This is a genomic window from Tenacibaculum sp. HL-MS23, from assembly GCF_032463465.1.
Classification (GTDB): domain Bacteria; phylum Bacteroidota; class Bacteroidia; order Flavobacteriales; family Flavobacteriaceae; genus Polaribacter; species Polaribacter bernardetii.
Genome location: NZ_CP135989.1, coordinates 2,436,102 through 2,450,158, shown reverse-complemented (window position 1 = coordinate 2,450,158; position 14,057 = coordinate 2,436,102). Strand labels below are relative to the sequence as shown.

10 protein-coding genes are annotated in these 14,057 nt (G+C 31.8%); 5 read left to right on the top strand and 5 right to left on the bottom strand.

All coding sequences use genetic code 11. From position 1 onward, the window contains the following. Positions 1-76 precede the first annotated feature (76 nt). The gene (locus tag RRF68_RS11460) at positions 77-577 is read left to right on the top strand and encodes a DUF456 domain-containing protein (RefSeq protein WP_315944432.1); all 501 of its coding nucleotides are present in this window, start codon (positions 77-79) and stop codon (positions 575-577) included. A 367-nt stretch (positions 578-944) separates the two neighbouring features. Next, a complete protein-coding gene (lysS, locus tag RRF68_RS11455) occupies positions 945-2,642 on the top strand; it encodes a lysine--tRNA ligase (protein WP_315944431.1) in 1,698 nt (565 codons plus the stop codon). A gap of 105 nt (positions 2,643-2,747) precedes the next feature. On the opposite strand, the gene RRF68_RS11450 is transcribed toward lysS, so the two are convergent. Further along, positions 2,748-3,545 carry an energy transducer TonB gene (locus tag RRF68_RS11450; RefSeq protein WP_315944430.1) on the bottom strand — a complete coding sequence of 266 codons (798 nt, stop codon included), beginning with the start codon at positions 3,543-3,545 and terminating at the stop codon, positions 2,748-2,750. 131 nt (positions 3,546-3,676) lie between these two features. Between RRF68_RS11450 and RRF68_RS11445 the strand changes: the two genes are divergently transcribed. Beyond that, positions 3,677-5,698 carry a ComEC/Rec2 family competence protein gene (locus RRF68_RS11445; RefSeq protein ID WP_315944429.1) on the top strand — a complete coding sequence of 674 codons (2,022 nt, stop codon included), beginning with the start codon at positions 3,677-3,679 and terminating at the stop codon, positions 5,696-5,698. 46 nt (positions 5,699-5,744) lie between these two features. Here RRF68_RS11445 and RRF68_RS11440 read toward each other — a convergent pair whose 3' ends face one another. The 4 genes from RRF68_RS11440 to RRF68_RS11425 all read right to left on the bottom strand — a co-directional run bounded on the left by RRF68_RS11440 (position 5,745) and on the right by RRF68_RS11425 (position 11,588). Further along, complete coding sequence (locus tag RRF68_RS11440; protein ID WP_315944428.1) at positions 5,745-6,263, bottom strand: thioredoxin family protein; 519 nt, start codon at positions 6,261-6,263, stop codon at positions 5,745-5,747. 105 nt (positions 6,264-6,368) lie between these two features. Beyond that, a complete protein-coding gene (locus RRF68_RS11435; RefSeq protein WP_315944427.1) occupies positions 6,369-7,952 on the bottom strand; it encodes a peptide MFS transporter in 1,584 nt (527 codons plus the stop codon). A gap of 70 nt (positions 7,953-8,022) precedes the next feature. Next, positions 8,023-9,426 (bottom strand): peptide MFS transporter, encoded by a 1,404-nt coding sequence (locus tag RRF68_RS11430; protein ID WP_218772241.1) that lies wholly within the window; start codon positions 9,424-9,426, stop codon positions 8,023-8,025. A 17-nt stretch (positions 9,427-9,443) separates the two neighbouring features. Then, a complete protein-coding gene (locus RRF68_RS11425; RefSeq protein WP_315944426.1) occupies positions 9,444-11,588 on the bottom strand; it encodes a S9 family peptidase in 2,145 nt (714 codons plus the stop codon). A 142-nt stretch (positions 11,589-11,730) separates the two neighbouring features. Here RRF68_RS11425 and RRF68_RS11420 point away from each other — a divergent pair, with 142 nt between their 5' ends. Beyond that, on the top strand, positions 11,731-13,002 hold the full coding sequence (locus tag RRF68_RS11420) for a hydroxymethylglutaryl-CoA reductase, degradative (RefSeq protein WP_315944425.1): 1,272 nt from the start codon (positions 11,731-11,733) through the stop codon (positions 13,000-13,002). An 85-nt stretch (positions 13,003-13,087) separates the two neighbouring features. Next, positions 13,088-14,038 (top strand): GYDIA family GHMP kinase, encoded by a 951-nt coding sequence (locus tag RRF68_RS11415; protein ID WP_315944424.1) that lies wholly within the window; start codon positions 13,088-13,090, stop codon positions 14,036-14,038. Positions 14,039-14,057: the final 19 nt, after the last annotated feature.

The window sequence follows — 14,057 nt, the reverse complement described above, 5'->3', positions numbered from 1 at the left end:
TAATAGGAAGCTAAAAAAGTTTAAATTAACACAAGCTGAATTAGCACTAATTAGAGACAATGAAAAAAATTAAACTATGGATATATTTCTAGCCATTCTCGGCTTCTGTTTTGTGTGTTTAGGAATTATAGGTTCTTTTTTACCGGTATTGCCAGGGCCAATTACAAGTTGGATTGGCTTGTTGTTGTTACATTTAACAAATGCTGTTCCGCAAAACTGGACTTTCCTTGGAATTACCTTAGTGATTGCTATTATTATTTTTATTCTTGATTATTTTATTCCTGCTATGGGGACAAAACGCTTTGGAGGAACTAAATACGGAGTGTACGGAACTACGATCGGACTTATTATAGGTTTGCTGTCTCCTATTCCTTTCGGAATTATAATTGGTGCTTTTTTCGGTGCGCTTATTGGTGAGTTACTTTTTGATAGCAAAGATATCAACAGAGCTATTAAAGCTTCGGTCGGTGCCTTATTAGGTTTTCTTACCTCTGCTACTATTAAATTCTCAATCGCTTTTGTTTATTTTATCTTGTTTTTTACGACACTTTGGGAATATAAAAGTTCATTTATATAATGCTTTATACTTAATAAATATACCTAGCCCCGATTGTAGCATTTGTTTGAGCTCCTCGCAGAGAGCGAGTGCGAAAAGCGGGAAATAGCTTCAAAAAAAAAGTAAAAACTTAAATTTAGGGCAAAAAAAAGCAACCCATCTCAGGGAAGCTTTCCATTGGTTAACAAAACCATGACACTATTTAAAGTGCCTAACAACACAACTAAATGCTACCTTTAAAAAAAAGCAGCCTGCAAATATACAACCTTTTTTAACTTTACCAAAATTTTTTGATTTTTTTACAAAAAACACGAATTTGTTTAGCGTTGTTTAAGTCTGCAATTGATTGTATCTTTGCGGCTTCATTAAAAATTATAAAAAACAACCCATGCAATTATCAGAACAAGAAGTTGTACGTAGAGAAAAGTTAGGGAAACTACGTGAATTAGGTATTAATCCGTACCCTGCTGATTTATTTCCATTAGATTCGAATTCGAAAGTTATTAAAAACGGATTTGAAGAAGGAAAAAAGGTGGTAATTGCTGGTAGATTAATGAGTCGCCGTATTCAAGGTAAAGCATCGTTTGCTGAATTACAAGATAGCGAAGGTCGTATACAAGTTTATTTTAATCGCGACGAAATTTGTGCCGGAGAAGACAAAACATTATATAACGAGGTTTATAAAAAATTACTAGATATTGGTGATTTCATTGGTATTGAGGGTGAGTTATTCACGACTCAAGTTGGTGAAAAAACAGTAATGGTAAAAGGGTTTAAATTATTAAGTAAATCTTTAAAACCATTGCCTTTACCAAAGGTTGATGCCGAAGGAAATACATTTGACGGATTTACAGATCCTGAGATGCGTTACCGTCAGCGTTATGCCGATTTAGTAGTGAACCCACACGTAAAAGAAGTTTTTGTAAAGCGTACGAAGTTATTTACTGCGATGCGTAACTTCTTTAACGACTCAGGTTATTTTGAAGTTGAAACTCCGGTTTTACAACCTATTGCAGGTGGTGCTTCTGCAAGACCTTTTGTAACACATCACAATGCTTTAGATGTACCTTTATACATGCGAATTGCGAACGAGTTATATCTTAAAAGGTTAATTGTTGGTGGTTTTGATGGTGTGTATGAGTTTTCTAAAAACTTTAGAAATGAAGGAATGGATAGAACTCATAATCCTGAATTTACAGCAATGGAAATTTATGTAGCCTACAAAGACTACAACTGGATGATGGATTTTACTGAAAAGTTATTAGAGCATTGTGCTATTGCTGTAAACGGAACAACCGAAACAACTTTTGGAGAACATAAGGTTGATTTTAAAGCGCCGTATGCAAGAGTTACCATGGCAGATTCTATAAAACATTTTACTGGTTTTGATATTATCGGTAAATCTGAAAGCGAGCTTTTTGAAGCTGCTAGAGGAATGGGAATTGAGGTTGATGCAACCATGGGTAAAGGAAAATTAATTGATGAAATGTTTGGTGAAAAATGTGAAGGAAACTACATTCAGCCAACTTTTATTACTGATTATCCGAAGGAAATGTCTCCTTTATGTAAAGAACACAGAGACAACCCTGAATTAACAGAACGTTTTGAATTAATGGTTTGTGGTAAAGAAATTGCAAATGCATATTCTGAATTAAACGATCCTATTGATCAGCGTGAGCGTTTTGAAGCACAACTTAAATTAGCTGAACGTGGTGATGATGAAGCAAGTGAATTTATAGATCATGATTTTTTACGTGCTTTAGAATACGGAATGCCTCCAACATCTGGTTTAGGAATTGGTATGGATCGTTTGATCATGTATTTAACTAACAATGCGTCTATACAAGAAGTATTGTTTTTTCCTCAAATGAGACCTGAGAAAAAAGCGCCTGCTGTTGAATTAAACGATGATGAAAAAGCAGTGTTGGCTTTGATTGAAAAAGCTGAAAAGATTGCTTTAAATGATTTAAAAACACAATCGGGTTTATCTAATAAGAAATGGGACAAAACTATTAAAGGTTTAACTAAAAACAAATTAGCTAAAGTTGAAAAAACTGACGAAGGTTTATTTGTTGAAATAGCATAATACCTTTTTAAATATATTAAAAAAAGCAACCTTATTTAGGTTGCTTTTTTGGTTTATGATATTCATAAATAAGTTAAAATTATATATTATGACAATATATCTTAATTAACAACCTGTATCGCCAATTGTTAATTCAAATTTTTGTTGTACTGATTTTCCTTTACTGTTTTTCGCTGGTTTCCATTTTGGCATTTGCTCTAGCAATTGCTTAATTGCTTTATCAATTGATATGATATCTGAAGATTCTACAATATTTACATTAATTGCGTCTCCATTTTCATCAATCATAAAAGTAGCAGTAGCACTTTGTGTTGGATTAAACTTCCAATTCTTAATTTCTGTAGAACTGTTGTTTGTTAAATAAGATTCTAAAGCATTTTCTGCTCCTTTAAAACAAGCCGAGATATCTGGAACAATAGTTAGGGTCTTTTTTATTTCGCTTGTATTTAAAGAATTCTTAGCCGCGTTCTTGGTTTTATAAACAATTTTAATACGTATATCATCTCCAACTTTTGCATTTCTTAAAAGTGCTTGTTGTTTTGTATTTAAAACAATACTCTTGCATACTTCCTTAATCTCTTTGCTGTTCGTTACTCGGGTAATTTCTATGAATACATATTCTTCAATCCAACTAGTAGGATAATGTTCAAATACTGCTTTTAAGGTTTTTACGTTACTTAATTCACCTTCTGTAATTGTTTTGTTATTCGCCCCTCTTACAAAGTAAGTTAGTTTTCTTACAGGTGCTGATTTTAAAATAGTATTTTCAAAACCAGTAGAAATTGCTTCTGCAGATGCTACTGAAGTTATTTCTTTTTTTGTTTCCTTTTTGTTTACAAATCCGAGAACAACAAAACTTATTATCATTACTAAAATTGCGGCAACGGTTATTCTTGTTTTCATAATCTACTATTTTAAGATGCTACACCACAAATATACGCTTGTATCTATAAGTTACTGAAAATGAATTGTAAAAAAAGTGTGAAAAGAAGTCAAAAACATAGCTAATTATTTTTTATTAACTTTAATGGGTTATGAAAAAGTTGTTACAATATTCTCCTTTCCATTTTTTAAGCTGTTTAATAATCGGAATTATTTTACAGTTTTACACGAATATATGGCGCTATGATTTCAACTTTTTAATCGTCTTTATGTTCTCTTTTTTGCTTCTGCTGTTTCTATTAAAGAGAAATAACAAACGTAAATTATTTTCTATTGTTACACTTTTATTTTTTATCGTTGTTGGGGTTTCAACTTCATTGATACACAACTCTAAAAATAATGATAACTACTATCAACGTCATATTAATGACAACTCAGGAGTAATTGTAAAAATTCGTAAAGTTCTAAAATCAGGAAATTATAATCGCAAATTTATCGCTGATGTAATTCAGGTTGATACTAAAATAACAAGCGGAACTATTTTATTAAATCTAAAAAAAGACAGCATATCAAGAGTTTTAAATGTTGATGATCGTATCTTTTTGAAATCAGAGTTTAAAAACTTAGCCGATCCTTTAAACCCATATCAATTTAATTATAAAGATTATTTAGTAAAGCAATACATCTATCAACAAATATTTATCCAAAAAAAAGATTACAAAAGATTAGAAAAAGGAACTGTTTCTATTTACGGATTATCAGCTCAATTCAGAAACAAGGTTCAAACTTCCTTAAAAAAACATTCTTTTAGTAAAGATGAACTTTCGGTGATTAACGCCTTGTTATTAGGGCAACGACAAGATATTTCTAAAAACCTTTTGGAAAGTTATATCAATGCCGGTGCCGTTCATATTTTGGCAATTTCAGGTTTGCATATCGGAATTATCTTACTCGTATTATCATCGTTATTTAAACCTTTAGAACGATTAAAACATGGCGTAATCATAAAAGCTGTTCTAATCGTTATCTTACTATGGATGTTTGCTTTTATAGCTGGTTTATCGGCTTCTGTCGTTAGAGCAGTAACTATGTTTACTTTTATTGCTGTTGGTGCCTCTTTTAAAAAGAAAAGAATCGTAGAATATTCGCTAATCAGTTCGATGTTTTTCTTATTATTAATTAAACCTTTATTTTTGTTTGATGTTGGATTTCAGTTGAGCTACCTCGCTGTTTTCGGAATTATTTGGGTACAACCCCTACTCTACAAATTATGGAAACCTAAAATTTGGTTGCTAGATAAGATTTGGAGTTTAATTACAGTCTCACTTGCCGCTCAAGTAGGAATATTACCTATTAGCTTGTATTATTTTCATCAATTTCCAGGGCTTTTTATAATATCAAACATCTTAATTATTCCGTTTTTAGGTGGGATTTTAATTGGCGGAATCTTAGTAATACTGCTTGCGTTGTTAAATTTACTTCCGCAGATTTTTGTTGATATTTACGGATTCGTTATTTCTTTAATGAATAAAATAGTTGATTGGGTTTCAAATCAAGAAGGGTTTCTATGGCAAGAAATATCGATGTCTTTTTACGAAATGTTTGGTTGGTATTTTATAATCGTATTTGCGTATCAATTCGTTATTATCAAAAAAACAACACAATTATTATTTTTACTTGCATCCATAGTGATGCTACAAACTGTTTTCATTTTCGAAAAAAAGAATCGACATCAAAAGCAAGAAATTATAGTTTTTAATAAAAGTAGGAAAAACATGTTAGGAAAAAGAAACGGAAAACAATTACATGTTTTTCACAACTTGGATAGTCTTAAAACAACTACTGATAAAGCAATTATAGATTATCGGATAAATGAGAATATAAATAGTTATTTTATCAATAAAACACCTAATTACTTTAAGTTTAATTCTGATAACATTTTAATAATTGATAGTTTAGGTGTTTATAATATTGCGATTAAAAATCCTATTGTACTACTACAACATTCCCCTAAAATTAACTTAACTCGATTGATAAAAACCTTAAAACCAAAGAAAATAATTGCTGATGGAAGTAATTACAGAAGTTATATAAATAGATGGAAATTGACTTGTAAGAAACAAAAAACTCCGTTTCACCATACAGGGCAAAACGGAGCTTATATATTAAAATAACTGTAAGCAAATTGAATCCTTCCTCACAATGATAAACTATTATTGTTTAGATTGAACCTTTAAAGTTCTTTGAGAACTTTGCCCATTTAGTATTCTTGTAATTATCTTTTGCAAAATAGGCTAAAACCATTTCGAATTTCTTTTCATCTAAATACCCAGGAACTGTTTGAATTAATTGTTCTTCTGCGCTAAAAAAAGCGGTAGAAGGGTAACTCATTTTCCCTTTCATAATTGTTGCAGCTAATTCATGATATTTACTTCTTCCTTGCTGAACAAACTTATATGTTTTTCCTTTAAAACTGATATCTTCTTTACCTTCACCATCCATTTTTACAGCATAAAAGTTGTCATTTATAAACTTTACAATTACATCGTTTTTGTAAGTGGTTTTATCCATTTTTTTACACCAACCACACCAATCTGTATACAAATCGACTAAAATAGGTTTTGGTGTTTCTTTGTTTTTTTCTATCGCTTCTTCAAAAGTTAACCAATTAACTTCTTGTTGTGCTTTTACTCCAACTGAAATAAATACAAATACGGTTACTAAAATTAATTTCTTCATATCTCTTAGGTCTCAATAAGTATTCCAAATTTACAAAAAAACCTGTCAATTATTAATAATTGACAGGCTGTAAAGTTTTTTTAACTTTTTTATAAGAGTTTAATACTACTTAACTCCGTGCATTAATTTTTTAACCAATGGTGTTAGGCTCATTAAAATAAACCCGGCAAGAACTGGTACAATCGTAAATATTAAAAAGAATGTACTCATATCATAAGCTGTAGTAATTTTATCAATCATACCTCCCATAGATCCTGCTGCTTTATTACCCATACCTATTGCAATATACCAAAGTCCGAACATTACACCAATTGTAGATGCTGGAACCAGTTTAGAAACATATGATAAACCGACAGGTGACAAACATAATTCACCTAAAGTATGTAATAAATAAGCTAATATTAACCAAATCATACTTACAGAAGCTGTTTGCGCTCCTTGTGGAATTTCTGCAGAACCATAAGCTAACACTCCAAAACCTAACCCTAAAAGCACTAATCCCATTCCGAATTTCACAGTTGCATGTGGGTTAAATTTACTTTCCCATATTTTTGAAATTAATGGCGCAAAAGCAATGATATAAAATGAATTTAAAATAGAGAACCACGATGCTGGCACTTCTGTTTTAACATCACTAAATTGATTTTTCAACATCCAAATAACAACACACCAAATAATAGCAAAACTTGTACCTAAGAAAATATTAGATAATGCATATTTTTTAAAAGTTATTTTAAATAATTGAATTAAAACATATGTTATTATTAATAAAGGTATTACTGTTAATAATGTATTTGCAACTCTAAAGATATCAGCAGAACTTCCTTGTAAAACCCTATTTGTGTAATCACCTGCAAAAATAGTCATAGAACCACCTGCTTGTTCAAAAGCAGCCCAAAAGAAAATTGTAAAAAAGGCAAGAATACCTACAACAATATAACGATCTCTCTGAACATTTGCTGGTACTTTCTCTTCTACAATTGTTGTCTTTTCATCAACATTTTCAATGGCGTCATTATATTCAATTGTTTTAGATGGAGACAATCCTATGCTACCAAAAATTCCTTGAGCAAACCAAAACTGCAACATTCCTAAAAACATAAATATACCTGCTAATCCGAATCCATAATGCCATCCTGCTGTTTCACCAACATAACCACAAAGTAAAATACCAACAAAAGCACCCGCGTTTACTCCCATATAGAATATCGTAAAAGCGCCATCTTTTTTATCTTGGGCATTTTTATAAACACCATTAATAATAGATGTAATATTCGGTTTAAACAAACCATTTCCTGCTACTAACAAACCAATACCTAAATACAAACTCCAAGGTGTGTTTAAAGCCATAGCTGCGTGTCCGAATGTCATTATAAATGCACCGATTGCTACCGAAAATCGATATCCTAAAAACTTATCCGCTAAATACCCTCCAATAATTGGAGAAAAGTAAACTAGCATTGTATATGTTCCGTATAAACCTAATGCATCTTCTCTTGACCATCCCCAACCAGGATTATCTCCTGTAACTGCAGAAGTTAAAAACAATACTAAGATTGCTCTCATTCCGTAATAAGAAAAACGTTCCCACATTTCAGTAAAGAAAAGAACAAATAAACCTGATGGGTGTCCCATCAGTAACTTACGGTTCATTTCTGAACCTTCAAATCTAACAGTGTTTGTACTCATATTTTTGTTATATAATTTATGAATAAAAAAACCTTGCAATAGTAAATATCACAAGGTTTTGTTTTTATTTTTAGTTATTCTCCGCTAATTCAAATCCTTCAGCTTCATTCTTAGAGTGATCTTTAATATCTTCAGCTCCATGTGTTAATCGTTTTAGAGGTTTTAATATTAAAATAATCAATGCTCCAAAAATAGTACAGAAAACTGCAATTCCTGTAAACACCTGAAATTCACCTGCGCCTTCAGACATGGCTCCAACCATTCCTGCTACTTTATTTCCTAATCCTGTAGCTGCAAAGTAAGCCCCCATCATAAAAGATGCATATTTTACTGGTGCTAACTTTGTAATAAATGATAAAGCTACTGGCGAAGCACATAACTCACCAATTGTGTGAAATAAATATGCCAACACTAACCATATCATTGCTGATTTTTCAATTACTTTATCTCCATCCATAACAACTTCTGTACTAGCTTTACTCATAAAGAAAAAACCAAAAGCCATAATAATTACACCGATAGCCATTTTAAATAATGATGAAGATTCTTTTCCTTTTCTCCCCCATTTATGCCAAAATGCTCCAACTGCTGTACCAAATACAATGATAAAAAAAGCATTAATTGATTGGAATGTAGCTGCTGGAACTTCATAACCAATAAAAGCAAGTAATCTATCTGTTTTTTGCTCAGTATATAAACTCATTAATCCACCAGCTTGCTCAAAAGCTCCCCAGAAAACAATAATAATTAAGAATGATAAAAACATTACCAACATTCTGTCTTTTTCAACTGCATTTAATGGTTTGTTCATTAATTCTTTATTAGGAGAGTCTTGTTGACCAATAAAATCACCAACTCCTTCTAAATATTTTAAACCGTACATGTATACAACTTGTCCTAAAGCCATACCGATACCAGCAAGACCAAAACCATAATGCCATCCATATTCTGCTGCAACGATACCAACTGCTAAAGCTCCTAAAAAAGCTCCTAAGTTAATTCCTATATAAAACACATAAAAACCTTTATCTCTTCTATCATCTCCTTTTGAGTATAATCCACCAACCATTGTAGAAATATTTGGCTTTAAGAACCCAACACCTATCACAATAAACAATAACCCCGTAAAGAATGCCCATTGAGCATCAACTGCAAGAATACCATGACCTATACATAATAGAATACCTCCTAACATTACGGCTTTTTTCTGACCAATGTATTTATCTGCAATCCAACCACCAGGTATTGATGTTAAATAAACAAGCATCGTATATGTACCGTAGAAAGATATTGTTTCTGCGTTTGTCCATCCAAAACCTGACTGTGGACTTCCTAATAATATAGGAGCCGCTAAATACAATGTTAAGATGGCTCTCATACCGTAATATGAAAAACGCTCCCACATTTCTACAAAAAATAATACATATAGTCCTTTAGGATGTCCCAAGAAATCTTCTTGTTTAACTGTGTTCATATTTTATATTTTATATTTTATAAGTTATTTTTAATAAAATTCGTCATTTTCGTATACAAGTGTATACGTGTATTACCACCGTAAATTCCGTGATTTTTATCAGGATACACTCCCCATTCGAATTGCTTGTTGGCTTGTATTAAAGCTTCTGCCATTCTAAATGCATTTTGTACATGTACATTATCATCAGCTGTACCATGAATTAACAAGTACTTTCCTTTTAGTAATTCTGGATAATTTAATGGAGAGTTCTCATCATAACCTGTAGGATTCTCTTCAGGTGTTTGCATGTAACGCTCAGTATAAATACTATCATAAAAACGCCAAGTAGTTACCGGTGCAACTGCTATTGCTGCCGCAAATACATCGTTTCCTTTTAAAATACAGTTAGTACTCATAAAACCACCGTAAGACCAACCCCAAATTCCAATTCTATTTGCATCTACATATGATAAGTTTGCTAATTCTTTAGCGACTGCTATTTGATCTTCAACTTCGTATTTACCTAATTGCTTTTGAGTGATTTTTTTAAAATCTCTACCCTTTAAACCTGTTCCTCTACCATCAACACAAACAATCATGTAACCGTTTTGAGCCAACATTTGGTGCCAATAATCGTTAGATCCGTTCCAACTATTTGATACATTTTGAGATCCTGGCCCAGAATATTGATACATTAATACTGGATATTTTTTATTTGAATCGAAATTAACAGGCTTTATTGTATACATATTTAAGTCGTTTCCGTTTATATTAATGGTAGAAAACTCTTTTTCACTTAAATTATATCCTGCAATAACTTCTTTTAAAGCTGCATTGTCTTTTACTATTTTTAATACTTTACCCGTATCGTTTCTTAAAGAATATACATTTGGCGTATTCGCATCAGAAAATGTATTTATAAAATAATGCATGTTCTTACTAAACGATGCGCTATTTGTTCCTAAAGGATTACTTATTATATTTTTATTCTCACCCGTTAAAGAGACACTATAAACACCTCTATTTATAGATCCGTTTTCTACTGATTGATAGTAAATTGTTTTTTTATCAGCATCAAAACCATAATAAGAAGTTACCTCCCAGTTTCCTTTTGTTACCTGATTTATTAATTCACCTTTATTATTGTAGTGATAGATATGATTGTAACCGTCTTTTTCACTCGTCCAGATAAAACTATTATCATTTAAAAATGTTAAATCGTCCGTTACATCCACATAAGCTTCATCCGTTTCTGTTAATATTAATGTAGTATCATATGTTTTAGCATTAATAAAATACATTTTCAAATCATTTTGATGACGATTTAAAGTACGTACCGCTAAAATGTTACCATCCTTTGTCCAATTAATTCTAGGGATGTATTCATACTCTCCGAAAATAATTTTAGCTGTTCCGTTAGTATCTAAAGAATACACATGTAAGGTAACTTTCGCATTATCTTCTCCTGCCTTTGGATATTTAAAAACATCTTGAGTTGGGTATTTCCCTTTACCATAAACATCCATTGAAAATGTTTTTACAGCACTTTCATCAAAACGTAAAAAAGCTAGATTGCTTCCGTCAGCACTCCATTCAAAAGCACGCACAAATCCAAATTCTTCTTCGTAAACCCAGTCGGTAATACCATTTATAATTTTATTTTTCTCACCGTCTTTTGTTATTTGAACAATTGTATTGCTAGAAAAATCTCTAATAAATAAGTTATTGTCTTTTGCATAGGCAACTCTTTTGCTATCTGGCGAAAAAGTTGGTCGCTGAATATCTTCTCCTATTAACTTTAATGTTTTTGAAGCGATATCATATACATAAAATGTACCTAAGAAAGAACGACGGAATATTGGTTTGAAGTTTGTTCCTAAAATCAACTTCGTTTCATCACTATTAAAACTATATGATCTAAATGTATTTAAACCATTTAAATCTTTACTATTAACAATTGTTTCAACTTTTTCTAAAGTTTTATAATTGTATTTATCTACCGACGAATTTCCGTTTTCGTAATTTAATAAAGAATAAAAATCACCATTCATTGAGTTTAATGAATTCATGTAATCGGCTCTAAATGTGCCTTTTTTCCAAATATCTTCTAAAGAAATATCTTTTTTCTGTGCTTGTAACAGCGAAGATAATCCTATGAAAAGCAGTAATATTTTTTTCATCTTAAGTTGTTGTTTATCTAAAAAGTTTGCCAAGTTTACGGAAAAATCGCCATAAAACACATCAAAAAAGTTAGAAATACTAAATATGAAAGCTATTTTAACAAGATTCATTTATCTTTGAGCCACCTAAATTTTATAGACAATGTCTAAAATTATTACTGGATTTTCTAAACTTACTAAAGAGGAAAAAATAAATTGGTTGGCTAAAACTTATTTTAACAACCAACCAGAAATTACACAAACACTAAAACAGTATTGGAATGTAGATGAAAAATTACAACAACTACATGACGATTTTATAGAAAATACGCTTTCTAATTTTTACATGCCGTATGGTATTGCGCCTAACTTTGTAATAAACAATCGCGATTATGTAGTACCGATGGTTATTGAAGAAAGTTCGGTTGTTGCAGCAGCTTCGTTAGTTGCAAAATATTGGAGTACGCGCGGTGGTTTTAAAACTGAAGTTATTGCTACCACCAAAATCGGACAAGTACATTTTATGTATGAAGGTGATAAGACGGAATTAGAAAACTATTTTGATCAACAAAAATCTAAATTATACGACGCAACAGCTTCCATTACAAAAAACATGGAAAAACGCGGTGGAGGTATTTTAGACATTCAATTAGTTGATAAAACTAATAAACTTGCAAATTACTACCAGTTACATGTTACTTTTGAAACAAAAGATAGCATGGGCGCGAATTTTATTAATTCGTGTTTAGAAGCAATGGCTAATCAGTTTAGACGTGATGATATTGAAATCGTAATGAGCATCCTTTCTAACTACGTTACAGATTGTGTGGTTAAAGCAGAAGTGAGCTGTAAAATAGAAGATTTAGGAGGTAAAGACCCTCATAAATTTGCACAGAAATTCGAGCAAGCGGTAAAAATAGCCGAAATAGAACCTTACCGAGCCGTTACGCACAACAAAGGAATTATGAACGGTATAGACGCCGTTGTTTTAGCTACCGGTAATGACTTTAGAGCGATTGAAGCTGGTGCACATGCCTACGCTTCTAAAGACGGACAGTATAAAAGTTTAACACATTGTGAAATTAAAGAAGGCATTTTTAAATTTTGGATTGAAATTCCTTTAGCACTCGGAACCGTTGGTGGTTTAACAGCTTTACATCCGATGGCAAAATTATCGTTAGATATGATGCAAAAACCATCTGCAAGAGAATTAATGCAAATTATTGCTGCTGCTGGTTTAGCTCAGAATTTCGCTGCATTACGCGCTTTAACAACTAAAGGAATTCAGCATGGGCACATGAAAATGCACTTGCAAAATATTTTAAATCAATTAGAAGCAACTGCTGAAGAAAGAGATACTATAACTGCTTATTTTGATAAAAGAACCGTTTCTCATAGCGCTGTAGTTGATAAATTTAAAGAGTTAAGAAAATAGTATTAATTGTCTCCTCGAGCGCAGTCGAGAGGTCAGATTACAAACATTAAAAGAGGTCTCGACTGCGCTCGACCTGACAATTGTATTGGGAAAATATTATTCTAACGGAAAATTATTATTAACAGGTGAATATGTAGTTCTTGACGGAGCAACATCTTTAGCGGTGCCTACTAAGTTTGGTCAAGATTTAATTATCGAACCGATAAAAGAATCACAACTTATTTGGGCTAGCTTTACTAATACAGGCGAATGCTGGTTTGAAGCTACTTTCGATTTACCAAAATTGCGTTTAACCTCAGCTACTTTTAATGCTGATAAACAAGGAAATGCGGAAGTTATTGCAGAAACCTTATCTGATATTTTACATGAAGCTAAAAAGTTAAATCCTGATTTTTTAAATTCTGACGGTGGTTTTATGGTAAAAACGAACTTAACTTTTCCTCAGAATTGGGGATTAGGAAGCTCATCTACATTGATAAACAACATTGCTAATTGGGCAAATGTGAATCCGTTTACCTTATTATGGAATGCCTTTTCTGGTAGTGGGTATGATATTGCTTGCGCTAGTAATAACAACCCTATCTTATATCAATTAAAAAAGAACCTCTCGACTGCGCTCGAGATGACACCTATTGTTAGTGAGGTAAAATTCAACCCCGATTTTAAAGATGAGTTGTTTTTTGTGTATTTAAATCAGAAGCAAAATAGCAGAGAAGGAATCGCACAATATAAAGAACATCGAGAAGAAGCTAAAAAGCTAATTCCGGAAATAAATGAGCTAACTCAAGAGTTTTTAAAGGCTAATTCTTCTAAGAGTTTAGCTAAAATAATAATTGAGCATGAGCAAATAATTAGCTCAATTATTAAACAAACTCCAGTTAAAAAACGTCTTTTTCCTGATTATTTCGGTGAAATAAAAAGTTTAGGTGCTTGGGGTGGCGATTTTGTTTTAGCTGCGGGTAATGAAAATACCTCAACATATTTTAAAGAAAAAGGCTACAATACAATTGTTCCTTACAAAGAAATGATTTTATAAATCAAAACAGGTCTCGACT